Genomic DNA, 26,993 nt, shown 5'->3' with positions numbered 1-26,993 from the left:
CGGCCGTCCGGGAAACGTTCGCAAGGGTTAGTTGCATGTCCGCCTCCACGTCACAGAATCAGCGCACTGCCGTGATCGGGCTCGGCTCGATGGGCTTTGGCATGGCGACCTCGCTGAAGCGCGCCGGCCATGCCGTGACCGGCTGCGACGTCTCGGACGATGCGGTGGCGCGTTTCGTGAAGGACGGCGGAGCGGGTGCAAAGACGCCGGCCGAGGCGGCCAAGGACGCCGATATCGTCGTCAGTGTCGTCGTCAACGCCGCCCAGACCGAAGCCATCCTGTTCGGCAAGGACGGCGCCGCCGAGACTATGCCGAAGGGCAGCGTCTTCATATCCTCGGCGACCATGGACCCGGATATCGCGCGGCGCCTTGCCAAGCAGTTGGAGGCCACCGGACGGCATTATCTGGATGCTCCGATCTCCGGTGGGGCGCAGCGCGCCGCGCAAGGCGAGCTGACCATCCTCGCTTCCGGCAGCTCCGCCGCTTTTGCCAGGGCGCGGCCAGCGCTCGACGCCATGGCCGCAAAGCTCTATGAGCTCGGTGAGGCCGCAGGGCAGGGCGCGGCCTTCAAGATGATCAATCAGCTCCTCGCCGGTGTGCACATCGCCGCGGCTTCGGAAGCGATGGCGTTCGCGGCCAAGCAGGGCCTCGACATCCGCAAGGTCTACGAGGTGATCACGGCCTCTGCCGGCAATTCGTGGATGTTCGAGAACCGGATGCCGCATGTGCTCGACGGCGATTACACGCCGCGTAGCGCGGTCGAGATCTTCGTGAAGGACCTTGGTATCATCCAGGACATGGCGCGCAGCGCCAGATTCCCGGTGCCGGTCTCCGCCGCCGCCCTCCAGATGTTCTTGATGACATCAGCCGCCGGCATGGGCCGCGACGACGACGCGTCGGTGGCGCGGATGTATGCGCAGGTCACCGGCGTCAAGCTGCCCGGCGACAAGTAGAACTGAGAGGACTCCGATGCCCCGTTTTGCCGCCAACCTCTCGATGATGTTCACCGAGGTGCCGTTCCTCGACCGCTTCGATGCCGCCGCGCAAGCCGGCTTCGCCGCCGTCGAGTTTCTCTTTCCCTACGAGCATCCGGCCGAGGCGGTCGGCGAGCGCCTCAAGCGTAACGGGCTGACCCAGGCGCTGTTCAATCTGCCGCCGGGCGACTGGAATGCCGGCGAGAAAGGTTTTGCGGCGTTGCCAGCGCGCTTCTCCGATCTCAAGGCGAGCCTGGAGACGGCGCTGCCGTATGCCAAGGCGACCGGCGTCAAGCGCCTGCACCTGATGGCCGGCATCGCCAACCGCGGCGAGCGCGTCGCGATCGAGGCGTTCTACAAATCGGTGGCGTGGGCCGCCGAGTTCTTCGCGCCCCACGGCATCGATATCGTGCTCGAGCCGATCAACGCACGCAACGTGCCCGGCTATTTCCTCAACGATTTCGGTTTCGCGCGCGACCTGATCCAGGAATTGCGACTTCCGAACCTGAAGCTCCAGTTCGACATCTATCACTGTCAGATCATCCATGGCGACGTCACCATGCGGCTGCGCGAGATGATGCCGATCATCGGCCACATCCAGATCGCCAGCATTCCCTCGCGCAACGAGCCCGACGGCGAGGAGCTGAACTATCCGTTCCTGTTCGAAGAGCTCGACCGGCTCGGCTATGCCGGCTTCGTCGGCTGCGAATACAATCCGCGCGGCAAGACAACCGATGGGCTCGCCTGGTTCAAGCCTTATGCGGGAGTGAAGTCGTGACACTTGCGTTGGGCTGCATCGCCGACGACTACACCGGCGCCTCCGACCTCGCCAACACGTTGACGCGCGGCGGCTTGCGCACCGTGCAGACCATCGGCGTGCCTGCCGATGATCTGGCGTTGCCCGAGGTCGATGCCGTCGTGGTGTCATTGAAGAGCCGCTCGATCGAGGCGGGCCTTGCCGTGTCGCGTTCGCGTGCGGCGGAGGCGTGGCTGCGCGGCCGCGGCGCCGGCCATGTCCTGTTCAAGATCTGCTCGACCTTCGATTCCACCGACGCCGGCAATATCGGCCCCGTCATGGACGCGCTCCGCGCCGATTGCGGCGAAGGCGTCGTTCTGGTGACGCCGGCCTTTCCGGAGACCGGCCGCACCGTCTATCAGGGCAACCTCTTCGTCGGCGCCGTGCCCTTGAACGAGAGCCCGCTGAAGGACCATCCGCTCAACCCGATGCGGGATTCCAACCTGGTGCGCGTCTTGGCGCGCCAGAGCAAGACGCAGATCGGCCTCGTCGATCTCGCCACCGTCACGCGCGGGGCAGATGCGGTGCGGGCGCGGCTGGCCGAGTTCGCGGGCAAGGGCATCGGTGCAGCGATCATCGACGCCGTGTTCGACCGCGACCTCGAGACCATCGGCCTCGTTGCCGCCGAGCATCGGCTGTCGGTCGGCGCCTCCGGCATCGGCCTTGGCCTGGCGCGGGCGCTGGTGTCGACCGGAAAAGTGCGGTCGAGCGCGGCGGGCAGTGAAGCTGGCGCGGCGGTCGGCGGGCCAGCGGCCTGCCTGGCCGGGAGTTGCTCGCAGGCGACGCTTCAACAGATCGCCAATGCCGAGCGTGTCATGCCGGTGTTACATCTTGATCCCGAGCAGATCGTTTCAGGCTCTGGCGAAGCGCAGCGCGCGCTGGCCTGGGCGCGGCCGCGTCTGGCGGATGGCCCTGTTCTGATCGCCTCGAGCGCGACACCGGAAGCCGTTGCCGCCGTTCAGGCGCGTCACGGCCGCGACGCGGCCGGGCATGCCATCGAGCAGGCGATGGCCGACATAGCCGAGGGCCTGGTGCAGGCCGGCGTCCGGCGCCTGATCGTTGCGGGCGGCGAGACATCCGGGGCCGTGGTCGACCGGTTGAGCATTCCCGGCTTTCTCGTGGGCGTGGAAATCGCCGCGGGCGTTCCGGTGCTGCGTGCGGTCGGTGCGCACGCAGGCGAGATGTTGCTCGCTCTGAAATCCGGGAATTTTGGCGGTCCGGAGTTTTTCTCCGACGCGCTTGGGCTCATGCGCTGAGCGCAGAGCATTCTTAGTCGCCCGTTCATTTCTTTCTGGCTTCCGTACTCGTACGGAGTCGTAGTTAACGCCCGCTCAGGTGCTCTGGTGTGGGATGTCGGCGCTGCTCCCTTTGTTTGATTCGTAATTCCGGACGCGCGCCGGCTCCAGCACAAAGAGACCCGATTATGCTCGCCACCATTTCCATTCGCGCCAAGATCATCAGTGTCGTGGCGTTCCTGCTGGTTGCGATGACCGGCATGGGTCTCCTCGCCGTCATGAAGATGCGGTCCATGAACGCCAACACCGTCGACATCACGACGAGTTGGATGCCCAGCGTGCGGGTGCTGGGCGATCTCCGCGCCGGCGTGATCACCTATCGCAACGTCATCCGCGAGCACATGCTGTCTGAAACGTTGGAGGGGAAGCTCACGAACGAAAAGACCCTAGCGACCGTTGTCGAAGCGAATACCAAGTTTCGCCAGAAGTATGAGCCGATGATCACCTCGGCGGAGGAGCGCGCGCTCTACAATGAGTGGTCGCAGGTCTGGGAGGAGTACAAGAAGGGTACTCAGGAGGTGATGGCGCTGTCGCGCAAGGAGGCCGGCCAGGTCCCGCACGAGGCCCATGAGTTCAACGTCAAGGTCAACAAGATCGGACTCAAGGCCGACGAGATTCTGAACAAGGACATCGAGCTCAACACCAAGGGCGGCGAGCAGGCGGCGCAGGATGCGGCGGACAGCTACTCCTATGCCTTCATGCTGGTTTCGGTCATTCTCGGCGCCGCTGTCGTGATCGGCATTGGTCTCAGCTTCTATCTCGTCCGTGACGTCTCCAACGGTATCAATTCCATCACCGAACCGATGCAGGCGCTGGGCAAGGGTGACCTTTCGGCCGAAGTCCCGTATCGCGGCGAGAAGACGGAGATCGGCGCCATGGCCGACGTGCTCCAGATATTCAAGGAGGCGCTGATCGCCAAGAAGGCCGCCGACGAAGCCGCTGCGGCCGACGCCGAAGCCAAGATCGAGCGCGGCCGCCGCGTCGACAACATCACCCGCGAATTCGAAACCATGATCGGCGAGATCGTCCAGACCGTGTCGTCGGCTTCGACCCAGCTCGAAGCCTCCGCTTCGACACTGACGTCGACTGCCGACCGCTCCCAGCGGCTGGCGACCACCGTTGCCGGAGCCTCAGAGGAAGCCTCGACCAACGTGCAGTCGGTGGCCTCGGCGACCGAGGAGATGGCTTCGTCGGTCGGCGAGATCAGCCGTCAGGTGCAGGAATCGGCGCGGATGGCGGGCGATGCCGTCGGCCAGGCGCGCGCCACCACCGAGCGCGTCAGCGAGCTCTCCAAGGCCGCCTCGCGCATCGGCGACGTCGTCGAGCTGATCAACACCATCGCCGGCCAGACCAATCTGCTGGCGCTGAACGCGACCATCGAGGCGGCGCGGGCCGGCGAAGCCGGCCGCGGCTTTGCGGTGGTCGCCTCTGAGGTGAAGGCGCTCGCCGAGCAGACGGCGAAGGCAACCGGCGAGATCGGTCAGCAGATCTCCGGCATCCAGGCGGCGACCAACGACTCGGTCGGTGCGATCAAGGAAATCTCCTCGACCATCGAGCGTCTGTCGGAGATCTCCTCGGCCATCGCAGCCGCGGTCGAAGAGCAGGGCGCGGCGACCCAGGAGATCGCCCGCAACTTCCAGCAGGCTGCTCAGGGCACCCAGCAGGTCTCCGCCAACATCACCGACGTGCAGCGCGGCGCGACCGAGACCGGCACGGCCTCCTCGCAGGTGCTGTCGGCGGCGCAGATGCTGTCAAACGACTCGGGCCGGCTGAAGAGCGAGGTCAGCAAGTTTCTGACCAACGTCCGCGCGGCGTGAAGCACGCGGCCGCATGGCTGCGATGTAGATTTCGCAGATGCGGTAGCAGGGAAGTGAATGCGCGAAGGCCGCCGGAGGTTAGCGTTTCCGGCGGTGCTCAGGTAAAGGGGGAAATGGGGATCGCCCGGGGGCGGATTCCACATCCTCGTTTGACCTGGAATTGTCTGGCGCATGATTGCTCTGGTCCGTATTGCCCTGAGCCGGCCCTATACTTTCGTCGTGCTCGCGCTGCTGCTGCTGATCATCGGACCGCTCGCGGCACTGCGGACCCCGACCGACATCTTCCCGGACATTCGCATTCCCGTGATCGGCGTGGTCTGGCAGTACACAGGCCTGCCGCCCGACCAGATGTCCGGCCGCATCACGACGCCGTTCCAGCGCGCGCTGACGACGACGGTCAACGATATCGAGCACATCACTGCCAATTCCTATAACGGCTTTGGCATCATCAAGATCTTCTTCCAGCCCAACGTCGACATCCGCACCGCCAATGCGCAGGTCACCGCGATCTCGCAGACATTGCTGAAGCAGATGCCGCCGGGCGCGACGCCGCCCTTGATCCTGAACTATTCCGCCTCCACCGTGCCGATCATCCAGGTCGCGCTGTCGGGCGAGGGCCTCACCGAGCAGAACCTTGCCGATATCGGCATCAATCAGCTTCGCACGCCATTGGTCACCGTGCCCGGCGCGGCGATCCCGTACCCGTTCGGCGGCAAGCAGCGCCAGGTCCAGATCGACCTCGATCCGACCGCGCTGCAGGCCCGCGGCCTCTCGGGCCAGGACGTCGCCAATGCGCTGGCCGCCCAGAATCTGATCACGCCGGTCGGCACTCAGAAGATCGGCCAGTTCGAATACAACATCCAGCTCAATAACTCGCCGCTCCGGATCGACGAGCTCGGCAATCTGCCGATCAGGACCGTCAACGGCGCCATGGTCTATGTGCGTGACGTCGCGAGCGTGCGCGACGGCAACCCGCCGCAGACCAACATCGTCCATGTCGACGGCAACCGCTCGGTGCTGATGATGGTGCTGAAGGCGGGCGCGACCTCGACCCTCGATATCATCGCCGGCATCAAGCAGAAGGTCATCGACGTCAAGGACCAGCTGCCCGACGCGCTGAAGATCGGCTTCATCGGCGATCAGTCGGTGTTCGTTCGCGGCGCGATCCAGGGCGTCGCCTTCGAAGGCGTGATCGCGGCGCTGCTCACCAGCGTCATGATCCTCCTGTTCCTCGGCAGCTGGCGCTCGACCATCATCATCGCGGTCTCGATCCCGCTGTCGGTGCTGGGGGCCATCATCATGCTGTCGGCGATCGGCGAGACGCTCAACATCATGACGCTCGGCGGCCTTGCGCTCGCGGTCGGCATCCTCGTCGACGACGCCACGGTCACGATCGAGAACATCAACTACCATCTGGAGCAGGGCAAGCCGGTCGAGCAATCGATCCTCGACGGCGCCAATCAGATCGTGACGCCGGCTTTCGTGTCGCTGCTCTGCATCTGCATCGTGTTCGTGCCGATGTTCTTCCTGACCGGCGTCGCGCGCTTCCTGTTCGTGCCGATGGCGGAAGCCGTGATGTTCGCGATGATCTGGTCGTTCATCCTGTCGCGCACGCTGGTGCCGACCATGGCGAACTACCTGCTGCAGGCGCATGTTCACCACGAGGGCGGGCCGCCGAAGTCGCGCAATCCCTTCGTCTGGCTCCAGCGCGGCTTCGAGGCGCGGTTCGAGCGCATTCGCGGTGGCTATCGTGGTTTGCTCGGGCTCGCGCTGGCGCACCGTGCAGTGTTCGTGATCGGCTTCCTCTGCGTCGTCGGCACGTCCCTCGCGCTGGTGCCGTTCCTCGGGCGCAACTTCTTTCCCGCGGTCGACGCCGGCAACATCCTGATGCATGTCCGCACCCAGGTCGGTACCCGCGTCGAGGAGACTGCCAACCAGCTTGCCGACGTGCAGAAGGCAGTCCGCAAGCTGATCCCGGGCGAGATCGAGACCATGACCGACAATATCGGCATGCCGATCTCCGGCATCAACATGACCTACAACAATACCGGCGTCATCGGTCCGCAGGACGGCGACATCCAGATCAAGCTGAAAGAAGGCCACAAGCCGACCGAGGAGCATGTGCGCGTGCTGCGTGAACAGCTGCCGCGGTTGTTCCCCGGCGTCAGCTTCGCATTCCTGCCGGCCGACATCGTCAGCCAGATCCTGAATTTCGGCGCCCCGGCGCCGATCGACCTGCAGATCCGCGGCGCCAATCTCAGCGCCAATTTTGCTTACGCCAATAATCTGCTAGCAAAGGTCCGCAGAATTCCCGGTGTTGCCGATGCGCGCATCCAGCAGTCGCCGAACAATCCGACCTTCAACATCGATGTCGATCGCACCCGCGCGCAATATGTCGGCCTGACCGAGCGCGACGTCACCAACAGCCTCGTGGTCAACCTCGCCGGCTCCTCGCAGGTGGCGCCGACCTACTACCTCAACCCCGACAACGGCGTGTCCTACTCGATCGTGATGCAGACGCCGCAATACCAGATCGACTCGCTCAGCGCGCTGCAGACGCTGCCGATCACCGCCGCCGGCAATGCGCAGTCGCCGATCCTCGGCGGCATCGCCGACATCAAGCGCTCGACCTCGAGCGCCGTGGTCTCGCAATACGACATCCAATCGATGGTGCAGATCTTTGCGACCACGTCGGGCCGCGATCTCGGCGCGGTTGCCGCCGATATCCGTCAGCTGATCGCCGACACCGCCAAGGAGGTGCCGAAGGGGTCGTCCGTGGTGCTGCTCGGTCAGGTGCAGACCATGAACAGCGCCTTTACTGGTCTGCTGTTCGGCCTGCTTGGCGCCGTCGTGCTGATCTATTTCCTGATCGTCGTGAACTTCCAGTCCTGGTCCGATCCGTTCGTGATCATCACGGCGCTGCCGGCCGCGCTCGCCGGCATCGTCTGGATGCTGTTCATGACGGAGACGACGCTGTCGGTGCCGGCGCTCACCGGCGCCATCATGTGCATGGGCGTTGCCACCGCCAACAGCGTGCTCGTGATCTCCTTCGCGCGCGAACGCTACGCGGAGCTCGGCGATCCCGTCGCCGCTGCGCTCGAAGCCGGTTTCGTCCGGTTTCGCCCGGTGCTGATGACCGCGCTCGCCATGATCATCGGCATGGCGCCGATGGCCCTGGGGCTGGGCGAGGGTGGCGAGCAGAATGCGCCGCTCGGCCGCGCCGTGATCGGCGGCCTGATCTTTGCAACCTTCGCCACGCTGATGTTTGTTCCTGTGGTGTTCAGCATGGTACACAAGAAACAAGGCGCCAAAGCCGCCGCCTCATTGGAGACCCCGCATGTCGCCCACTGAACCCCGCTCCCCGGTGTCGCGCCGGCAACTGGGCATCTTCGGCGTGGTGGCGCTGATCGCGGCTGGCCTCGTCGTTGGCACCGGCATCCGTGCCCGCGAGGAGCAGGGCTCCAAGCTGAAGGAATGGACCGATGATCAGGCCGTTCCCAGCGTTGCGGTGACCCAGCCCAACGCCAAGGTCCTCAACGCCACCATCGATCTGCCGGGCCGGCTGGAAGCCTACTATCGCGCCCCGATCTTCGCGCGTGTGTCGGGCTATCTGAAGAGCTGGAACGCCGACATCGGCGCCCGCGTCAAGGCAGGGCAGGTGATTGCCGAGATCGAGGCGCCAGACCTTGATCAGCAGCTCTTGCAGGCCCGCGCCGACCTCGCCAGTCAGCAGGCCAGCGCCAGGCTGTCGGAGGCAACGCTGAACCGGCGCAAGACGCTGGTCGCCTCGAACTTCGTCTCCGCGCAGGAGATCGACGAGCGCACCGCCGATCTCTCCAACAAGAACGCCGCTGTGCATTCGGGCCAGGCCAATGTGGAGCGCCTGGAAGCGCTGGCCGGCTACAAGAAGATCACCGCGCCGTTCGACGGCGTCGTCACCGCGCGCGACACCGACGTCGGCGCGCTGATCAATGCCGGCGGCGGCACGGGCCCGGCAATGTTCGTCGTGTCCGACATCACCAAGCTGCGCGTCTACGTCAACGTGCCCCAGAATTATGTTCCGGCGATCAAGATCGGCGCCAATGCCACCATCACGCTGCCGGAATATCCGAACCGAACCTTCCAGGCGACAGTGGAAGCCTCCTCCCAGGCCGTCGACGTCGCCTCCGGCACCACGCGCATGCAGCTCGGGCTCGACAATTCCTCAGGCGAGCTCATGCCCGGCGGCTATGCCAGCGTGAAGCTGAACCTCCAGCGCGATGCCGCGCCGCTCAGCATTCCCGCCAGCGCGCTGATCTTCAACGGCAGCGGCCTGCGCGTTGCGACCGTCGGCCCGGACGACAAGGTGCTGTTCAAGACGGTGACCATTGCCCGCGACCTCGGCCGCGAGATCGAGCTGGCCTCGGGGATCGCAGCGGATGATCGCGTCATCACGGCACCGCCGGACGGCCTGTCGGATGGGGATGCGGTACGCGTGGTTGGCGCGAAGGGCAAGCCGGCGACCGCGTCGGAGAAGCAGGCGCCGAGGAGCTGAGGCTTCTTCACCTCGCCCCGCTTGCGGGGAGTATCGTAGGGTGGGCAAAGGCGCTCTTGCGCCGTGCCCACGATTACGTCCGCCATCGCGACAAGATGGTGGGCACGCTCCGCTTTGCCCACCCTACGAGAGCTACGCTACCCGCCACTCCGGCACGCCATCGGCGACCATCGCGATCTCGCCGCGTGAGCCCACCGGCGTGCGATCCATGTTGAGCAGATGCGCCAGCGTCGCGCTGTCGCTCGCCGGAATCCGCGCCAGCGTGCGCCGGTCATCTTCCGTGCGCAGCATCACCACGCCGTGCTCGACATCGCCGCCGCGGCCGTAGAGCACGGTAAAACTCTCGACCTTGGCCCTGCCAGTTGCTTCCGTGACGAACTCCGGCACCGCGCGTTTGTTGCGGTCTGCCACCGCCTGCACGCTCGTCTCCTGCACCAGCGCCTCGCGCGGCGGCGTCTTCGACACCACCAGCGCGTGGTGCTTGGTGACGAAGCCGCCCTGGCCGTAGAGCAGGCCGAGCTTGGCGCCGTCGCGCACACGTCGCACCATCGCGCATGCCGCATGTGTCATGTAGGTGTTGAGCGGGGCGCCGAAGAAGGTAAGGCCGCCGGTCACGGTCGGCTGCACGTCGGCTTCCAGGCCCAGCGTCCGCCGCGCCATCTTGGGCACGCACGGAAAGCAGCTGTAGAGCTCGATGGCGTCGAACTGTTTGCCGTCGCCGCCGGCGAGGTCCGTCACGGCCTTCAGCACAGCGTTCTGCGGATGGCTCTCGTAAAACTGGTCGCGCAGGAGATAGTCGCGCGGCTCCTCCGCCGAGGCGCCGCCGAGCGGATAGACCAGTCTGTCCTCGGGAACCCCGACGGCCCGCGCCTTGGCGAGGCTCGTGAGCAGCAGCGCGCCGCCCATGTTGACGCTGGGATTGGCGACCATCAGCTTGTTGTAGGGCCACGCGATCAGGCGGTTGTCCGCGGTCGGCGTCGTGATTTCGTCAGGCGCATAGCGCCGCTTCAGCCAGGCGTTGGGATTCTGCGCGGCGGCTTCCGAATAGCGCGACCACAGCGTGCCGGATTCCGCCATCGCTTCGCGCGGCGTCTGGCCCCAATGCGCGGAGGAGGCCGCCTCATAGAACGGATAGACGGTGACGGGCCGGAACACGCCAAGCTTCACCGCGAGCGGCTTCTGGAACGCTGCGCCGCGCTTGGGTTCCTCGACGTCGTGTGCGAACGGCGTCCACGGCAGCTTGACGCCGGCGCGCTCTGCCTTGGTCGCGGTCGACTGCGCCTCGGCGCCACAGATGGCCGCCACGGCGCATTCGCCGCGCGCGATGCGCTTTGCGGCTTCGTGGATGTAGCGGATCGGACTCTCGCCGCCGACCGGGCCGTAGTAGCAATGCGACGGCGAGATGCCGAGCCGATGCGCCAAAAGCTTCTCCGGATCGCGATAGCGCCAGCTCAGGAAGTTGACGACGTCGAGCGACTGCACCTCGCCGAGCAGCTTTGCACCGGCGTCTCCTTCCGCGCGCCGCAGCGCCTGTTCCAGGAGATCGAGCGGCTCGAGGCCATCAGTGATCTCCTTGGGACGGTCGACGATCTCGCCGATGCCGACGATGACGGGTATGCGGTCTTCGGGAATCTTGTTCTTATCTGTCATGCTTCAATTCACGATGTCAGTTGTTTCGTCATTGCGAGCCAACGGGGCCGCGCTTCGCGCGGACCCGTTGGCTCGCAATGACGAGTGGGGCCTACTCCGCCACCAGCGCATTCATGTGCTCGACGGCTTCGGCGAACTCTTCCTTGAACTCCTGCACCACGGCGCCGGCCGATTTCACGCTGTCGATCAGCCCGACGCCCTGGCCGACGAAATAGCTGACGAGATCGCGCGCCTTGGCGTTGCCGCTCGCTGCTGCGCGGTCGATGGAGTTGAAAGCGTCGCGGCTGATGATGCTTTGCAGCGGCATCGGCAGCGCGCCCGGGCTGTCCGGCGCGCGGTCCCAGGCATCGGTCCAGACCGAGCGAAGCTGCCGTGCCGGCTTGCCGGTCCGACCCTTCGAGCGCACCGCGTCGCGTGAGGACGCCGCGATCATCTTCTCGCGAAAAATCTCCGTGGTCTCGGCCTCGACGGTGGCAAGCCACACCGAGCCGGTCCAGGCACCCGCCGCGCCCATCGCCATGCACGCCGCCATCTGCCGTCCGGTCATGATGCCGCCAGCCGCCAGCACCGGCACGTCCCGGACCTTTTTGATCGCCTTGATCACCTCCGGCACCAGCACCATGGTCGAGACCTCGCCGCAATGGCCACCGGCCTCGGTGCCCTGCACGACGAGGATGTCGACGCCGGCCGCGACCTGGCGCAGCGCGTGCTCCTTGGCGCCGACAAGCGCGGCAACGGGCACGCCGTGTGTCTTGCCCATCTCGATCATCGCCTTCGGCGGCACGCCGAGCGCGTTGGCGATCAGGCGGATCGGATGATTGAAGGAGACCTCGAGCAATTGAAGCGCGGTCTTCCCGTCGAACGGTTGCGGCTGATTGTCTGCCACTTCAGCGGTCGTCAGCTCGATATCGTACTTCTTCAGGAGGTCGCGCGTGTAGTTGCGGTGCTCTTGCGGCACGCGCGCTTCCAGGCTCTTCCAGGTGACGTCCTTCTCGCCCGCGGTGGAGATGTTCTCGGGGATCAGCACGTCGATGCCGTAGGGCTTGCCGTCGACGTGATCGTCGATCCACTTCAGTTCGCGTTCGAGCGTATCCGGCGTGTGCACAGTGGCGCCCAGCACGCCGAAGCCGCCGGCGCGGCTGACGGCGGCAACGACGTCGCGGCAATGGCTGAAGGCGAGCAGCGGGAACTCGATGCCCAGCATGTCGCAGATCGGCGATTTCATGGCTCTCTCCCGGCGGCGGGCCTTCGCTTGCTCTTGTTGCTTTCCTCGGGCGAAGGCATCCCGACGCTAGCCCATCACCACCGGCGATGCCACGCCGGATTCTGAGGCGCATCTTGCGTGCAGGCGCCACATGCAGGACGGGTTGCAGGGACGAGTGCCATGACGAAATGGAGAGCGGCCCCGCCCGGCAATGCATGTCGGCGCCCTTGTCAATTTTACCGGTCTCGCTAGCTAACGTTGCACGCGCCCTTCCGCGCCGGAGCATTTTCATGACCGACACCCCCTACGTACCGCCCAAAGTCTGGACCTGGGACAAGGAAAATGGCGGGCAGTTCGCCAACATCAACCGCCCGATCGCCGGGCCCACCCACGACAAGGAGCTGCCGGTCGGTCGCCACCCGCTCCAGCTCTACTCGCTGGCGACACCGAACGGGGTGAAGGTCACGGTGATGCTGGAGGAGCTTCTGGCGCTCGGCCATAAGGGCGCCGAATACGACGCCTGGCTGATCAGGATCGGCAACGGCGATCAATTCGGCAGCGGTTTTGTCGGCATCAATCCGAACTCCAAGATCCCGGCGCTGATGGACCGCTCCGGGCCCGAGCCCATCCGCGTGTTCGAGTCCGGCTCGATCCTGTTCTACCTCGCCGAGAAGTTCGGCGCATTCCTGCCGAAGGACATCAAGACGCGCACCGAAGCCATGTCCTGGCTGTTCTGGCAGATGGGCAGCGCGCCCTATCTCGGCGGCGGCTTCGGCCATTTCTACGCCTACGCGCCGACCAAGATCGAATACGCCATCGATCGCTTCGCGATGGAGACCAAGCGCCAGCTCGACGTGCTCGACCGGCGGCTCGCCGACAACGAATATCTCGCGGGCAGCGAGTACACCATCGCCGACATGGCGGTCTGGCCCTGGTACGGCGCGCTCGCCAAGGGGCTTGTCTATGGTGCCGGCGAATTCCTCTCGGTGCAGGACTACAAGAACGTGCAGCGCTGGACCGACCAGATCGCCAAGCGCCCGGCCGTGAAGCGTGGCCGCATGGTCAACCGCGTCTCCGGCGATCCCGCCAGCCAGCTCCACGAACGCCACGATGCATCCGATTTCGAGACCAAGACGCAGGACAAGCTCGCGCCGGTGACGTAAGGCGGTGCTCCCTTCACCTCTCCCCGCCTGCGGGGAGAGGTCGAATTCGATCGTAGATCGAATTCGGGTGAGGGGGACTCTCCGCGAGTCCAACTCCTACCACCCCCGTGGGGACTCCCCCTCACCCTGACCCTCTCAGCGCGAGCGAAGCTCGTCGCGGCCCCGCAAGCGGGGAGAGGGAGAAAGATATTGTAGGGTGGGCAAAGCGAAAGCGTGCCCACCACTTCTTGCGAGGCCAGGATGGTGGGCACGGCGCGCGAAGAGCGCGCCTTTGCCCACCCTGCGGCATCTGATTACGCCATGCTCAGCTCGTGGCGCCCCACCACCATCCAGTGCACCTCGTCCGGACCGTCGGCGAAGCGCAAATGGCGGACGTCCTGGTACATCTCGGCCAGCGGGGTCCAGTGCGAGATGCCGGTGGCGCCGTGCATCTGGATCGCCTGATCGATGATCTTGCAGGCGCGCTCCGGCACCATCGCCTTGACCATGGAGACCCAGACGCGGGCTTCCTTGTTGCCGAGCACATCCATCGCCTTCGCCGCCTTCAGCACCATCAGCCGCATCGCCTCGATCTCGCAGCGCGACTGCGCGATGACCTGCATGTTGCCGCCGAGATGGGCGATCTTCCTGCCGAAGGCCTCGCGGGTGAGGCCACGTTGCACCATGAGGTCGAGCGCCTTCTCGGCCTTGCCGATGGTGCGCATGCAGTGATGGATGCGCCCCGGTCCGAGACGAAGCTGCGAGATCTCGAAGCCGCGGCCCTCGCCGAGCAGCATGTTCTCCTTCGGCACGCGGACATTGTTGAAACGCATATGCATGTGGCCGCGCGGGGCGTGGTCCTGGCCGAACACGTACATGGGCCCGAGCACCTCGACGCCGCGCGTGTCGCGCGGCACCAGGATCTGCGACTGCTGCTTGCTCGGCGCCGCATCCGGATTGGTCTTCACCATCACGATGAGGATCTTGCAGCGGGGATCGCCGAGACCTGAGATGTAGTACTTCTCGCCGTTGATGACCCATTCGTCGCCGACGAGCTTGGCCGTGGTCGAGATGTTCTTGGCATCGGAGGAGGCGACGTTCGGCTCGGTCATGACATAGGCCGAGCGGATCTCGCCGTTGAGCAGCGGCTTCAGCCACTTCTCCTTCTGCTCCTTGGTGCCGACGCGCTCCAGCACCTCCATGTTGCCGGTGTCGGGTGCCGAGCAGTTCATGGTTTCCGAAGCAAGCGGGCTCTTGCCGAGCTCGGCCGCGATATAGGCGTAGTCGAGATTCTTCAGGCCCTGGCCGGTCTCGTCATCGGGCAGGAAGAAGTTCCAGAGGCCTTCCTGCTTGGCCTTGTTCTTGGCCTTCTCCAGCACCTCGAGCTGCTTCGGCGTAAAGCTCCAACGGTCTTCCTTGCTCTCGCCGGCCTTGGCAAACTCGATCGACATCGGCTCGACGGTGTCGCGGATGAACTTCTTCACGTGATCATAGAGCGGCCGGACCTGGTCCGACATCCTGAGGTCGTTGAGCTCGTCGCCGGGATTGAGAGTGTAGTTGGTGGTGCGGGGAATGTAGGTGTGTTTTGTCATTGTTCCTCCCGGATCGTTGAGACTGCTGAGCCGGAGAATAGTCGCAGCGCTGCCAAAGTGCGAGCGCGCATTTTTCACGCGCGCCATGCCATGCGATGGAATTTCGCGAGGGCGTTTGAAATGTTGTTTGAATGAGCGGAGATATCTCTTCGACGTCGTCCCGGACAAGCGCGCCTCAAGCGCGCGCAGATCCGGGACCCATAACCACAGGCGGACGTGGCTATGGGGACTCGGAGTTACCTGTTTCGCGCAACAGTTGCCTAGCGTGGTTATGGGTCCCGGCTTTCGCTGGGACGACATCGAGTGTGCCGCTAGTTCGGCATCCGATGCATCGCGCAGATCTTGTTGCCGTCGAGGTCGCGCAAATAGGCGAGATAGAGCTTGGCGCCCGCGCCCTGGCGGATGCCGGGCGGATCCTCGATCGATTTTGCACCGGCCGCGACTCCGGCCGCGTGCCAGGCCTCGACCTGCTCCGGCGAGTTGCAGGCAAAGCCGATCGTGCCGCCATTCGCGCAGGTCGCCGGTTCGCCGTTGATCGGCTTCGACACCGAGAACACGCCGGTCTTGGTGATGTAGAAGATGCGATGGCCGTCGACCCTGGCCGGCCGGACCTCGAGCGTGCCGAGCAGTTTGTCGTAGAACGCCTTGGCCTTGTCCAAGTCGTTGGTGCCGATCATGACGTGCGAGAACATTTGCCCATTCCCTTCTGCGCTGACAAAACGAGAAGCCGTAGGGTGGGCAAAGCGCGGCGTGCCCACCACGACATTGGAAGATGCCTATGGTGGGCACGGCGCAAGAGCGCCTTTGCCCACCCTACAAAAAATCAGAACGCCGTATAGCCGCCGTCGATCACGAACGTATCGGCGGTGTGATACGACGACGCCTTGCTCATCAGATACACGGCAATGCCGCCGAAATCGGATGCCTCGCCGAAGCGCCGCACCGGAATGCGCGGCATCACGTTGGCGACGAATTTGTCGTTCGCCATGATGCCGGCAGTCATGTCGCTCTTGATCCAGCCGGGCAGGATTGCGTTCGCGGTGACGCCGTAACGCGCCAGCTCGACGGCGAGCGCGCGCACCAGCGCGTTGATGGCGGCCTTGGTCGCCGCATAGTGCTCGTTGCGCGCGGTGCCGAAGATCGAGGCGAGGCTCGAGGTGGCAACCAGCCGGCCGAAGGGATCGCCGGCATTGGCGCGCTCGGTCATGTGCTTCGCGGCAGCCTGGAACGCGTGAAACACGCCGTCGAGATTGGTCGAAAACATCGTGCGCCATTCCTCCTCCGTGCGCTCGATGAAGGAGCGCCGGCCGCCGCCGCCGATGCCGGCATTGGCAAAGCAGCCGTCGACCCGCCCGAACGTGTCGAGGGTCGCCTTCATCGCGGCATTGACCGAGGCCGGATCGGTGACGTCGCAGACGCGGGTGTCGACCTTGCCGGCAAGACCGGCCAGGCTCGCGGCAGCGCTGCTGTTCTTGTCAGGATTGCGGCCCCAGATCGAGACGTTGCAGCCCTGGCCGGCGAGCGCCTGCGCGATGCCCAGCCCGATGCCGCCATTGCCGCCGGTGATCACGGCGACGCGGCCGGTGAGGTCGAAAAGATTCATGGCGCGTTTCCTGTTTTTGGCAAGGCATCTTGGTGTGCGGCGCATCAGCCGCTGCGCGCAAGATTGCTTGCTATGCTCTGATCACCATGGACAAGACCGCGCCAAAAATCAAATATGCGCCCCGGCAAAACAAATTCCGGTCTGCGAAACTGACGCAGGCCGGCAACTGACGAGGAAACCATGCAATTCAAACACGTCACGCTCGATCTCGATGGTTCGGTCGCGATCCTCAAGCTCGACCATCAGGAGGTGATGAACGCGGTCTCCTTGGACATGCTGGGCGGTCTTGCCGAAGCGCTTGATACCATCGAGGAGAAGAGGGATGAGGTGCGCTGCGTCGTGCTGACCGGTGCGGGGCGGGCGTTCTGCACCGGTGCGAACCTCCAGGGCCGCAACAACCAGTCGAAGAAGACCAAGGCCGGCCTGACACTGGAGACCGGCTTTCATCCCTTCCTGCGCCGCATCCGCAACCTTCATTGTCCGATCATCACCGCGGTCAACGGCCCGGCCGCCGGCGCCGGCATGAGCTTCGCACTGCTCGGCGATATGATCCTGTGCGCGCGCTCGTCCTATTTCCTGCAAGCCTTCCGCCGCATCGGCCTCGTGCCGGATTGCGGCTCGACCTGGCTGTTGCCGCGCCTCATTGGTCGGGCGCGCTCGATCGAATTGTCGCTGATGGGCGAGCGGCTGCCGGCCGAGAAGGCGCTGGAATGGGGCCTCGTCAACCGCGTCTACGACGACGGCGTGCTGATGGAGGAGGCGATGAAGCTCGCGCGCGAGCTCGCCAGCGGCCCGACGGTCGCGCTGTCGCTGATCCGCAAGCTCTATTGGGACAGCCCCGAAAATTCCTTCGAGGATCAGCTCAACCTCGAATTCCAGTGCCAGCTCCGCGCCGGCGACACCCAGGATTTTCGCGAGGGCGTCGGCGCGTTCCTGGAGAAGCGGCCCGCGCAGTTCAAAGGCAAATGATCGAGGCGGAGCTTTCACGCAGCGTCCAGCGCTGGTGCAAGGGGGCGACCGGCGTCACCGGCGCGGCAAAGCTCTCGGGTGGCGCCAGCCAGGAAACCTGGCGCTTCGATATCGTGCATCCCGATGGGCCGATCGGCGCGATCCTGCGCCGCTCGCCGAAGGGCTATGGCGCCGCGCCAACGCGTGCGGCCGGTCTTGCCGCTGAAGCGCAACTGATGCAGCTCGCCTATGAGGCCGGCGTGCCGTCGCCGCGGGTGATGCATGTGCTCAGGCCGGAGGACGATCTCGGCACCGGCTTCATCATGCAGCGGGTCGAGGGCGAGACCATCGCCCGCAAGATCCTTCGCGACGATGAGTTCGCCGCGGCGCGGCCACTGCTTGCGCGGCAGATCGGTGGCGTGCTCGCCGGCCTGCACAAGCTGCCGCTGCACAAGCTGCCCGAGCTGCGCCGCATGACCGCGGCGAAGGAGATCGGCGAGTTCGAGCGCGACTATCGCAGCCTGAACTGGCCCAAGCCGGTGTTCGAGCTGGCGCTGCGCTGGCTGCGCGATCACGATCCTGGCCCGTCAGCCGAGGAAACGCTGGTGCATGGCGATTTCCGCAACGGCAATCTCATCATCGGCGGCGACGGTGTCCGTGCGGTCCTCGATTGGGAACTCGCCCATCTCGGCGATCCCATGGAGGATCTCGGCTGGGTTTGCGTCAACTCCTGGCGCTTCGGCGAGATCGACAAGCCGGTCGGCGGCTTTGGCTCGCGCGAGGAGCTGTTCGCGGGCTATGAGGCCGCGGGCCGCAAGGTCGATCCGGCGCGGGTGAAATTCTGGGAGGTGATGGGGACGCTACGCTGGGGCATCATGTGCGGCGGCATGATGCAGCGGTTCCGCGAGGGGCCGGACCATTCCATGGAACGCGCGATGATCGGCCGCCGCGCCTCCGAGACCGAGATCGATCTGTTGCGGCTGCTGGCGCCGCGCGGGAGTTGACCATGCAGGACGAACCCACACCGATCGAGCTGACCAAGTCGGTCGCCGATTTCTTGCGCAACGACATCACGCCGCTGATCTCCGGTCACCAGGCCTTCAAGCTGCGCGTCGCCATCAACATCCTCGACCTCGTGACGCGGCAATTGACGCGGGAGGAGGGGAGCGATGCAAGGGAGGTGGAGAGTCTGCGCGCGCTGCTGGGCGTGGACGGCTCCGTCGCCGAGCTCAATCAAGCGCTCGCCGAGCGCATCGCCAAGGGCGAGGTGGACCTCGCAACGCCGGGACTCGCCGAGCACCTCTGGGCGACCACGATGGACAAGCTCGCAGTCGATCAGCCGAATTACGCGTCATACAGGCGAGAGCTATCGCGAGGCGGGTAGGCGTAGCCACCTGCTCCGTCATTGCGAGGAGCCCTTGCGACGAAGCAATCCAGACTGCTTCCGCGGCGGCAGTCTGGATTGCTTCGCGGAGCCTGTCATCGGGCCGCGCTTTGCGCGGACCCGGTGGCTCGCAATGACGGTGTCGAGACGGTACTCCCTCCGCATCGTCATGCCCGGTCTTGTTCCAGGCATCCACGTCGCTCGTCTCGCGCGTTTAGACGTGGATGGCCGGGACAAGCCCGGCCATGACGCCGAGTCCCCCTACTTCCCCACCCATTTCGGCGGCCGCTTTTCCGCAAACGCCTTCGGGCCCTCGATGTAGTCCTGCGACGCCGCCATCGCCTTCACCGCCGGATACTCGCGCTGCTCCTCGATCGCCTGCTCCAGGGAGACGCCAAGCCCCTTCTGGATCGCCTGTTTTGAGGCCCGGATCGACATCGGCGAGTTCTTGGTGATCATCTCCGCCCAGCGCAGCGCGGCGTTGAGCGCCTCGCCCTGCGGCACCACGTCGTTGACGAAGCCGAGCTCGAGGCCTTCCTTGGCACTGACATGGCGTGCGGTGAGGATCATGCCCATGGCGCGCTTGAGCCCGATCTGACGCGGCAGCCGGTGCAGGCCGCCGGCGAGTGCGGCTAGGCCGACGCGCGGCTCGGGCAGGGCGAAGGTGGCATTCTCCGAGGCAATGATGAGGTCGCAGGCCAGCGCGATCTCGAAGCCGCCGCCCATCGCGACGCCGTTCACGGCTGCGATGATCGGCTTGTCGCAGTCGAACCGCGCGGTGAGGCCGGCAAAGCCGCCCTTGTCCCATCCGCGTTTGCCGCCCGCCGCCTGCCACTTCAGATCGTTGCCGGCGCAGAACGCTTTGTCGCCGCTGCCGGTGACGATCGCGATCCACTGCTCGGGATCGGCGGAGAAGTCGTCGAACACCTTGTTGAGCTCGAAGTGCGCATCGGTGTGCAGCGCGTTGTAGACCTCGGGGCGCGACAGCGTGACGATCGTGATCGGGCCCTTGCGTTCCACCTTCGAAAATTTCAGCTCCATGATCGCTCCCGCATTTTCTCGTGAAGGAATATTGCCGTCATACTAGCGCGCGGGTGCGCCTGAGCACCATCGAATTGCGCAAGCGCGCCTTGCGCGCCTCACACGTCTCGGCTTGCTTGACTTGGATGCGCTCTTCTCCGCTTAATCATGCCAAGCAAGAATGCGCGTAGCGCCTTAACGCAAAACGAAAAATCATTCCGGGAGAGAACCCTTGGATTTCTCACTGCCTGCCGATCTCGTCGCCTATCTCAGAGAGCTCGACCGTTTCATCGAACGCGAGATCAAGCCGCTGGAAGAAGCCGACGACAACATCCGTTTCTTCGATCACCGCCGCGAATGGGCGCGCACCGATTTCGAGAATGGCGGCCTGCCACGCCATGAATGGGAAGCGTTGCTGCGCAAGGCCAAGGACCTTGCGGACGCTGCCGGCCATCTGCGCTTTCCGGTGCCGAAGCAATATGGCGGCAAGGACGGCTCCAATCTCTGGATGGCCGTGATCCGCGAGCACTTTGCCGCAAAGGGTCTCGGCCTGCACAACGACCTCCAGAACGAGCACTCCATCGTCGGCAATTTCCCCGTCGTCACCATGCTCGATCGCTACGGCCGCGACGACCAGAAGGCGATGATCGACGGCTCGATCAAGGGCAAATACCGCATCACCTTTGGCTTGACCGAGCCGCATCACGGCTCGGACGCGACCCACATGGAGACGCGTGCGGTGCCGGCGACCCGCGACAACGTCAAAGGCTGGATCATCAACGGTGAGAAGATGTGGACGACCGGCATGCATGTCGCCACGCATTGCGCGCTGTTTGCGCGCACCAGCGGCAATGACGGCGATGCGCGCGGCATCACCTGCTTCCTGGTGCCGGCGAAGAGCCACGGCGTCAAGGTCGAGGAATACATGTGGACCTTCAACATGCCGACCGACCATCCCCGCGTCAGCTTTACCGACGTGTTCGTGCCGGAGGATGCGCTGTTCGGCGAGGTCGGCCGCGGCCTGTCGCTGGCGCAGTGCTTCGTGCACCAGAACCGTATCCGGCAGGCCGCGAGTTCGCTGGGAGCTGCCGTCTACTGCATCAACGAGAGCGTGAAATATGCCCGCGAGCGCAAACCATTCGGCAAAGCGCTCGCGGAGAACCAGGCGATCCAGTTCCCGCTGGTTGAGCTCGCCACGCAAGCCGAGATGCTGCGTCTTCTGATCCGCAAGACCGCCTGGGAAATGGACCAGCTCACCGAAGAGCAGATCGAGCGCACGCTCTCCGACCGCGTCTCGATGTGCAACTACTGGGCAAACCGCCTCTGCTGCGAATCCGCCGACCGCGCAATGCAGGTTCATGGCGGCATGGGCTACTCACGGCACAAGCCGTTCGAGCACATCTACCGCCACCACCGCCGTTATCGGATCACCGAAGGCAGCGAGGAGATCCAGATGCGCAAGGTGGCGGGGTTCTTGTTCGGCTATATGGGACCGGGGAAGCATTAGCTTCTTGCGCCGCTCTCTCTCCAACGTCGTCCCGGCCTAGCGCGCAATTGCGCGCTAGGCCGGGACGACGAGGGCGATAGAGCGGGCTAATTCACCCTTCGGTCCTTCCCCGCCCAATACGGCTCGCGCAATTGCCGCCGCAAGATCTTGCCACTCGGATTGCGCGGCAGCGCCGGCAGGAACTCCACGCTCTTCGGCGTCTTGTAGCCGGCGATGCGCTCGCGGGTGAAGTTGATGATGTCGGTGGCACTCGCCTGCCTGCCGGGCTTCATCACCACGACCGCCTTTACTGCCTCGCCCCATTTGTCGTCGGGCACGCCGATGACGGCGGCCTCGGCGACATCGGGATGATCGCACAGCGCGCTCTCGACCTCGGCCGGGTAGATGTTCTCGCCGCCGGAGATGATCATGTCCTTGATGCGGTCGTGGATATAGAGATAGCCGTCCTCGTCCATGTAGCCGGCATCGCCGGTGCGCAGCCAGCCGTCGGAGCGCAGCGTCGCGGCGGTCGCCTCGGGCAGGTTCCAATAGCCGGCCATGTTCGAGCCGGAGCGCGTGGCGATCTCGCCGACCTCACGCGCCGGCAGTGGCTTGCCGTCCATATCCAGGATCGCGATCTCGACGCCCGGCAGTGCCTTGCCGGCCGAACGCATCCGCTCCAGACCCTCGACGTGATCCTCCGGCGGCAGCGCGACGATCGTGCCCGTGGTCTCGGTCATGCCGTATAGCTGGACGAAGCCGCATTTGAAAACCTCGATGCACTCCTTCAGCAGCGCCGCCGGTATCGGTGAGGCGCCATACAGCATGTATTTCAGGCGCGAGAAATCGACCGTCCTGGCGCGCGGCTGCCGCACCACGAACTGCATCGCCGCCGGCACCATGAACAGCTTTGTGATCCCGGACTGCTCGAAGAAATCCAGCACTTTTGTCGGATCGAACTCGCGCGCGATCACGCCGCGGGCGCCGTGATAGAGCCCCATCACGCCCCAGCCCGAACCGCCGATATGGAAGACCGGCATGGCCACCAGCGAGACATCGTCGGTCGACCACCGGTTCCATTCCGGCTTGTCTTCGGCATTGCCTGATTGCACCAGGTTGAGGAAGTTTGCGTGCGACAGCATCGCGCCCTTCGGCTTGCCTGTCGTACCCGACGTGTAGAGCTGGATCGCGATGTCCTTCGCGTCGATCGGCACCTTCGAGGCATCACCGCTCTGCGCATCGCGCCAGGCCGCAAAATCCGGCCATTCCGGCGCCCCGCCCTCGGTGGTGATGATTGTGCGTACGCTGGGTAGCTTGTCCTTGATCTGGCCGACGAGCGTGATGAACTCCGGCCCGACGAACAGCACCGGCGCCTTGCAGTCCTCCACGATGAACGCGACCTCGGGTCCCGCGAGCCGCCAGTTCACCGTCGCCATCACCACGCCGGCCTTCATGGCGCCCATCAACAGCTCGAAATAGATGTCGCTGTTCTTGCCGAGATAGGCGATGCGGTCGCCCTTCTTGATACCCATCGCGATCAGTGCGTTGGCGACTTGGTTCGTCTTGATATCGAACTCTGCAAAGCTGGTGAGGCGGCCCTCGAACTCGTAGGCGATGGCGTCGCCGCGGCTTCTCGCGCGCTCGCGCACCATGTCGGCGAGGTCAGCCAATGGCTGTGTGGACATGTTTCTCCCGTCGTGTCTTGTTCTTATGCCGCGGAGTGTGGCGTCATCCGCGGGTGAAGACAAGATGGGGGAGGCCCCGCTGTCGTCCCGGACAAGCGCGCCTCAAGCGCGCGCCGATCCGGGACCCATAACCACAGGGAGAGGTTTTGCGAAGATTCGGAGTTACCGATTTCGCGTAACAACTTCTCCCTGTGGTTATGGGTCCCGGCCTTCGCCGGGACGACAGTTGAGGGTGGCGCGGCAGCGTTAGTCACACGTCTTCGCTTCCGCCACGAAGACGTTACCCCCGCTTCGCCCGGTCCTTCTCGTTCTGCGCCATAATGCTCTCGCGCGCGGCTTTCCAGTCGTCGTCGCTCCAGTCGCGGAGCTGATAGAAATTGCCGCCCATCGCGAGCGCCTGCGCGCCGTCCATGGCGATGGTCTCGCCATTGATCCAGTCGCAGCCGCCGGAGATCAGGAACACCGCAAGGTTCTGCAATTCCTCCATGGTGCCGACGCGGCCCATCGGGTTCATCGCCTTGGTGCGCGCGCCGGCTTCATCGCCCGGCTTGATGCGCTTGCTCATGCCTTCGGTCGGGATTTCGCCCGGCGCGATGGTGTTGAGGCGGATGCCGTATCGACCCCATTCTGTGGCGAGCGACATCGTCATGGCGTGGATTGCCGACTTGCTCATCGCCGATGGCACCACGTAAGGCGAGCCGTTGCGCACCCAGGTCACGGTGATCGAGACGACGTTGCCGGGCTGCTTCAAGGCGATCCAGCGCTTGCCGACCGCATGGGTGACGTAGAACGTGCCGTGCATGACGATGTTGGCGACGGCGTCGAAGCCGCGCGGCGACAGCTCCTCGCTGCGCGAGATGAAATTGCCGGCGGCATTGTTGATGAGGTCGGTGAGGGGACCGTCGCGAAAGATGGTCTCGATCATCTCCTCGACCGCGAGCGCGTTGCGGATGTCGACGCCGTGGCTGGTGACGCGGCCGCCATACTGATCCATCAATTCGGTCGCGGTCTCGTCGCACACGATCTTGCGCCGGCCGCAGATGTGCACCTCGGCGCCGAGCTGGAGGAACCGCGCCGCCATCGACTTGCCGAGCCCGGTGCCGCCGCCGGTGACGAGAATGCGGCGCCCGGCCAGAAGATTTTCCTTGAACATGGCTGTTTCTCCCGTACCGATTGTCAATTAATTGGTCGATTGACTAAATCCGGCCGCCGGCTTCCTGTAAAGCGGCACTGAACAAGAACAGGGGAGAATTCATCCATGGAAGAGCGCGTCTCGATCTCGATCACGGAAGGCGTCGCCGACGTGCGGCTGGTGCGGGCCGACAAGATGAATGCGCTGGATCAGGCCATGTTCGAGGCCCTTGTCGCTGCAACCGAGCGGCTTTCGAAGGACAAGAGCGTACGTGTCGTCGTGCTGTCCGGCGAGGGTCGCGCCTTCTGCGCCGGCCTCGACATGGGGCGTTTTGCCGCCATGAAGGAGAAGGGCGGCAACGGAATTCCGGGTGGCGAAAATCGTGACCTCACCAAGCGCACGCATGGCCAGGCGAACTTTCCGCAACAGGCGGTGTGGGGCTGGCGCCAGCTTCCGGTGCCGGTGATCGCGGCCGTGCACGGCGTCGCCTTCGGTGGCGGCTTCCAGCTCGCACTCGGCGCCGACATGCGGTTCCTCTCGGCGGACGCGCGGATGTCGGTGATGGAGATCAAATGGGGCCTCGTGCCCGACATGGCGGGCACGCCGATCCTGGCTTCGCTCGTGCGCGACGATATTTTGCGCGATCTCACCTACACCGGCCGCATCTTCTCCGCGCAGGAGGCGATGACCTACGGCCTCGCTACGCGCATCTGCGACAACCCGCGCGCTAGCGCCCTCGAAGTCGCGCGCGAGATCGCCGGCAAGAGCCCCGATGCGATCCGTGCCGCCAAGCGTTTGCTCAACAATCTCTCGGTCGATCCGGGCCCCGCGCTGCTCGCCGAATCCGTCGAGCAGCAGAAGCTGATCGGCAGCGCCAACCAGACCGAGGCGGTGCGGGCCAATCTGGAGAAGCGCGCGCCGAAGTTTGCGGATTAGCAACTTGCCATTCCGGGATGTGCGCCGTAGGCGCAGGCCCGGAATCCATCGAGCCGCATTTCTGAGGTGAAATGGATTCCGGGCTCGATGCTTCGCATCGCCCCGCAATGACGAGCTGGTGGTCTCCACTTTTCTTAACCCGACGAAAGATCGGAAAACAAAAATGAGCGAAACGTCCCAATTCCTCGGCATCGTCTCCGGCGAGCGCCGCCGTACCCACGCCGAAATCGCTGACCGTGCCGATCGCATCGCCTCCGGCCTCGCCAAGCTCGGCGTCAAGCCAGGCGATTGCGTCTGCATGCTGATGCGCAACGACATCGCCTTCCTGGAGGCCGCCTACGCCGCGATGCGGCTCGGGGCCTATGGCGTGCCGATCAACTGGCACTTCAAGCCGGAGGAGATCAATTACATCCTCGGAGATACCGGCACGTCCGTGCTGATCGGACATGCCGACATGCTGCACCACTTGCGCGATGCGATCCCCAAAGGAGTCACCGTGCTCGGCGTGCCGACGCCGCCGGAGATCCTGTCCAACTACAAGATCGATCCCGATCATCTGGCGACGCCGGACTTCGCGATCGATTTCGAGTCCTGGCTCGCGCAGCACCAGCCTTATGACGGCCCGGTCGTGCCGCAGCCGATGAACATGATCTACACCTCCGGGACGACAGGCCATCCCAAAGGCGTGCGCCGCAATGCGCCGACGCCGGAGCAGCAGGCCGCCGGCGAACGCATGCGCGCGATGATCTACGGGCTCAAGCCTGGCGCCCGCGCGCTGCTGCCGGGCCCGCTCTATCATTCCGCGCCAAATTCATTCGGCATCCGTGCCGGCAAGCTCGGCGGCGCGCTGGTGCTGATGCCGCGCTTTGAGGCGGAGGAGTTTCTTGCGCTGATCGAACGCTACAAGGTCGACACCATCTTCATGGTGCCGACCATGTTCATCCGCCTGATGAAGCTGCCGGAGAAGGTGCGCAAGACGTACGACGTCTCTTCGCTGCGCCACGTCATCCATGCCGCCGCGCCATGTCCGGCCGACGTCAAGCGCGCCATGATCGAATGGTGGGGGCCGGTGATCTATGAATTCTACGGCTCGACCGAATCCGGAGCCGTCACCTTCGCAACCTCCCAGGATGCGCTGAAGAAGCCCGGCACGGTCGGCAAGATCTCGCCCGGCGCCGAGCTGCGATTCCTCAGCGAGGACGGCCGCGTGCTCGGCGTCGGCGAGATCGGCGAGATCTATTCCCGCATGGTCGGGATGGCCGATTTCACCTATCACAACAAGCCGGAGAAGCGCGCCGAGATCGATCGCGACGGCTTCATCACCTCCGGCGACGTCGGTTATATCGATGAGGAGGGTTACGTCTTCATCTGCGACCGCAAGCGCGACATGGTGATCTCGGGCGGCGTCAACATCTATCCGGCCGAGATCGAATCCGTGCTGCATGCCGTGCCCGGCGTGCACGATTGCGCCGTGTTCGGCATCCCCGATGCCGAGTTCGGCGAGGCGCTGATGGCGGTGGTCGAGCCGCAAGCCGGCGTCACGCTCGATGAAGCTTCCGTCCGTGCGCGACTGAAGACCTCGCTCGCCGATTACAAGGTGCCAAAGCACATCGAGATCCGCATCGGGCTGCCGCGCGAAGACTCCGGAAAGATCTTCAAGCGCCGCCTGCGCGATCCCTATTGGGAGCAGGCGGGCCGGAAGATCTGAGAAAGAACACGTAGTGCCGTAGGGTGGGCAAAGCGGAGCGTGCCCACCAGGACGGTCGCAGGTATTGATCGTGGGCACGGCGCAAAC

Annotated in this window: 21 protein-coding genes; 13 read left to right on the top strand and 8 right to left on the bottom strand. The window is 64.8% G+C overall.

All coding sequences use genetic code 11. The features are described from left to right. Window positions 1-35 precede the first annotated feature (35 nt). From ltnD to CWO91_RS01075, 6 genes are all read left to right on the top strand, one after another. Window positions 36-953, top strand: coding sequence for an L-threonate dehydrogenase (gene ltnD / locus CWO91_RS01100; protein ID WP_130211880.1), 918 nt, complete (start codon window positions 36-38; stop codon window positions 951-953). A gap of 16 nt (window positions 954-969) precedes the next feature. Next, window positions 970-1,752, top strand: coding sequence for a 2-oxo-tetronate isomerase (gene otnI / locus CWO91_RS01095; RefSeq protein ID WP_130211879.1), 783 nt, complete (start codon window positions 970-972; stop codon window positions 1,750-1,752). Beyond that, entirely contained in the window at window positions 1,749-3,026 is a 1,278-nt protein-coding gene (otnK, locus tag CWO91_RS01090) for a 3-oxo-tetronate kinase (protein ID WP_130211878.1), read from the top strand. Before otnI ends, otnK begins: the two co-directional genes overlap by 4 nt. 167 nt (window positions 3,027-3,193) lie before the next feature. Continuing rightward, complete coding sequence (locus CWO91_RS01085; RefSeq protein ID WP_130211877.1) at window positions 3,194-4,882, top strand: methyl-accepting chemotaxis protein; 1,689 nt, start codon at window positions 3,194-3,196, stop codon at window positions 4,880-4,882. A 171-nt stretch (window positions 4,883-5,053) separates the two neighbouring features. Then, window positions 5,054-8,233 (top strand): efflux RND transporter permease subunit, encoded by a 3,180-nt coding sequence (locus CWO91_RS01080; RefSeq protein ID WP_130211876.1) that lies wholly within the window; start codon window positions 5,054-5,056, stop codon window positions 8,231-8,233. After that, entirely contained in the window at window positions 8,220-9,416 is a 1,197-nt protein-coding gene (locus tag CWO91_RS01075) for an efflux RND transporter periplasmic adaptor subunit (protein WP_130211875.1), read from the top strand. Before CWO91_RS01080 ends, CWO91_RS01075 begins: the two co-directional genes overlap by 14 nt. A 132-nt stretch (window positions 9,417-9,548) precedes the next feature. Here the strand turns inward: CWO91_RS01075 and CWO91_RS01070 are convergent, their stop codons facing one another. Continuing rightward, window positions 9,549-11,066, bottom strand: coding sequence for an acetyl-CoA acetyltransferase (locus CWO91_RS01070; protein ID WP_130211874.1), 1,518 nt, complete (start codon window positions 11,064-11,066; stop codon window positions 9,549-9,551). A gap of 91 nt (window positions 11,067-11,157) precedes the next feature. Continuing rightward, window positions 11,158-12,291, bottom strand: a complete 1,134-nt coding sequence (locus CWO91_RS01065) for a nitronate monooxygenase (RefSeq protein ID WP_130211873.1) — start codon at window positions 12,289-12,291, stop codon at window positions 11,158-11,160. 269 nt (window positions 12,292-12,560) lie between these two features. On the opposite strand from CWO91_RS01065, the gene yghU reads away from it, so the two are divergent. Next, window positions 12,561-13,433, top strand: a complete 873-nt coding sequence (gene yghU / locus CWO91_RS01060) for a glutathione-dependent disulfide-bond oxidoreductase (protein ID WP_130211872.1) — start codon at window positions 12,561-12,563, stop codon at window positions 13,431-13,433. 293 nt (window positions 13,434-13,726) lie between these two features. On the opposite strand, the gene CWO91_RS01055 is transcribed toward yghU, so the two are convergent. The 3 genes from CWO91_RS01055 to CWO91_RS01045 all read right to left on the bottom strand — a co-directional run bounded on the left by CWO91_RS01055 (window position 13,727) and on the right by CWO91_RS01045 (window position 16,607). Then, on the bottom strand, window positions 13,727-15,004 hold the full coding sequence (locus CWO91_RS01055) for an acyl-CoA dehydrogenase family protein (RefSeq protein ID WP_165405163.1): 1,278 nt from the start codon (window positions 15,002-15,004) through the stop codon (window positions 13,727-13,729). Window positions 15,005-15,315: 311 nt separating this feature from the next. Next, window positions 15,316-15,696, bottom strand: a complete 381-nt coding sequence (locus tag CWO91_RS01050) for a VOC family protein (protein WP_130211870.1) — start codon at window positions 15,694-15,696, stop codon at window positions 15,316-15,318. A gap of 131 nt (window positions 15,697-15,827) precedes the next feature. After that, window positions 15,828-16,607 carry an SDR family NAD(P)-dependent oxidoreductase gene (locus CWO91_RS01045; protein ID WP_130211869.1) on the bottom strand — a complete coding sequence of 260 codons (780 nt, stop codon included), beginning with the start codon at window positions 16,605-16,607 and terminating at the stop codon, window positions 15,828-15,830. Between the two features lie 180 nt (window positions 16,608-16,787). Here CWO91_RS01045 and CWO91_RS01040 point away from each other — a divergent pair, with 180 nt between their 5' ends. The 3 genes from CWO91_RS01040 to CWO91_RS01030 are packed head-to-tail and all read left to right on the top strand — an operon-like array spanning window position 16,788 to window position 18,939. Continuing rightward, the gene (locus CWO91_RS01040; protein ID WP_130211868.1) at window positions 16,788-17,576 is read left to right on the top strand and encodes an enoyl-CoA hydratase/isomerase; all 789 of its coding nucleotides are present in this window, start codon (window positions 16,788-16,790) and stop codon (window positions 17,574-17,576) included. Continuing rightward, entirely contained in the window at window positions 17,573-18,559 is a 987-nt protein-coding gene (locus CWO91_RS01035; RefSeq protein ID WP_130211867.1) for a phosphotransferase family protein, read from the top strand. The genes CWO91_RS01040 and CWO91_RS01035 overlap by 4 nt, the downstream gene beginning before the upstream one ends. 2 nt (window positions 18,560-18,561) lie before the next feature. Further along, window positions 18,562-18,939: a DUF6285 domain-containing protein gene (locus CWO91_RS01030; protein ID WP_130211866.1), complete on the top strand. Its 378-nt coding sequence runs from the start codon at window positions 18,562-18,564 to the stop codon at window positions 18,937-18,939. Window positions 18,940-19,200: 261 nt separating this feature from the next. On the opposite strand, the gene CWO91_RS01020 is transcribed toward CWO91_RS01030, so the two are convergent. Continuing rightward, window positions 19,201-19,980, bottom strand: a complete 780-nt coding sequence (locus CWO91_RS01020) for an enoyl-CoA hydratase-related protein (protein ID WP_130211864.1) — start codon at window positions 19,978-19,980, stop codon at window positions 19,201-19,203. Between the two features lie 211 nt (window positions 19,981-20,191). Between CWO91_RS01020 and CWO91_RS01015 the strand changes: the two genes are divergently transcribed. Next, entirely contained in the window at window positions 20,192-21,466 is a 1,275-nt protein-coding gene (locus CWO91_RS01015) for an acyl-CoA dehydrogenase family protein (RefSeq protein ID WP_130211863.1), read from the top strand. An 86-nt stretch (window positions 21,467-21,552) separates the two neighbouring features. On the opposite strand, the gene CWO91_RS01010 is transcribed toward CWO91_RS01015, so the two are convergent. Together CWO91_RS01010 and CWO91_RS01005 are read right to left on the bottom strand one after the other, a co-directional pair. Next, window positions 21,553-23,130 (bottom strand): fatty acid--CoA ligase, encoded by a 1,578-nt coding sequence (locus CWO91_RS01010; protein ID WP_130211862.1) that lies wholly within the window; start codon window positions 23,128-23,130, stop codon window positions 21,553-21,555. A gap of 280 nt (window positions 23,131-23,410) precedes the next feature. Further along, window positions 23,411-24,283 (bottom strand): SDR family oxidoreductase, encoded by an 873-nt coding sequence (locus tag CWO91_RS01005; protein WP_130211861.1) that lies wholly within the window; start codon window positions 24,281-24,283, stop codon window positions 23,411-23,413. Window positions 24,284-24,388: 105 nt separating this feature from the next. Here CWO91_RS01005 and CWO91_RS01000 point away from each other — a divergent pair, with 105 nt between their 5' ends. After that, window positions 24,389-25,198 (top strand): crotonase/enoyl-CoA hydratase family protein, encoded by an 810-nt coding sequence (locus CWO91_RS01000; protein WP_130211860.1) that lies wholly within the window; start codon window positions 24,389-24,391, stop codon window positions 25,196-25,198. A gap of 163 nt (window positions 25,199-25,361) precedes the next feature. Continuing rightward, on the top strand, window positions 25,362-26,906 hold the full coding sequence (locus CWO91_RS00995; RefSeq protein WP_130211859.1) for an acyl-CoA synthetase: 1,545 nt from the start codon (window positions 25,362-25,364) through the stop codon (window positions 26,904-26,906). The last annotated feature ends 87 nt before the right edge of the window (window positions 26,907-26,993 follow it).

This window comes from Bradyrhizobium genosp. SA-3, from assembly GCF_004212635.1.
Taxonomy (GTDB): Bacteria; Pseudomonadota; Alphaproteobacteria; order Rhizobiales; family Xanthobacteraceae; genus Bradyrhizobium.
The sequence above is the reverse complement of the archived record's forward strand: the minus strand, read 5'-3'. Positions and strand labels throughout refer to the sequence as shown.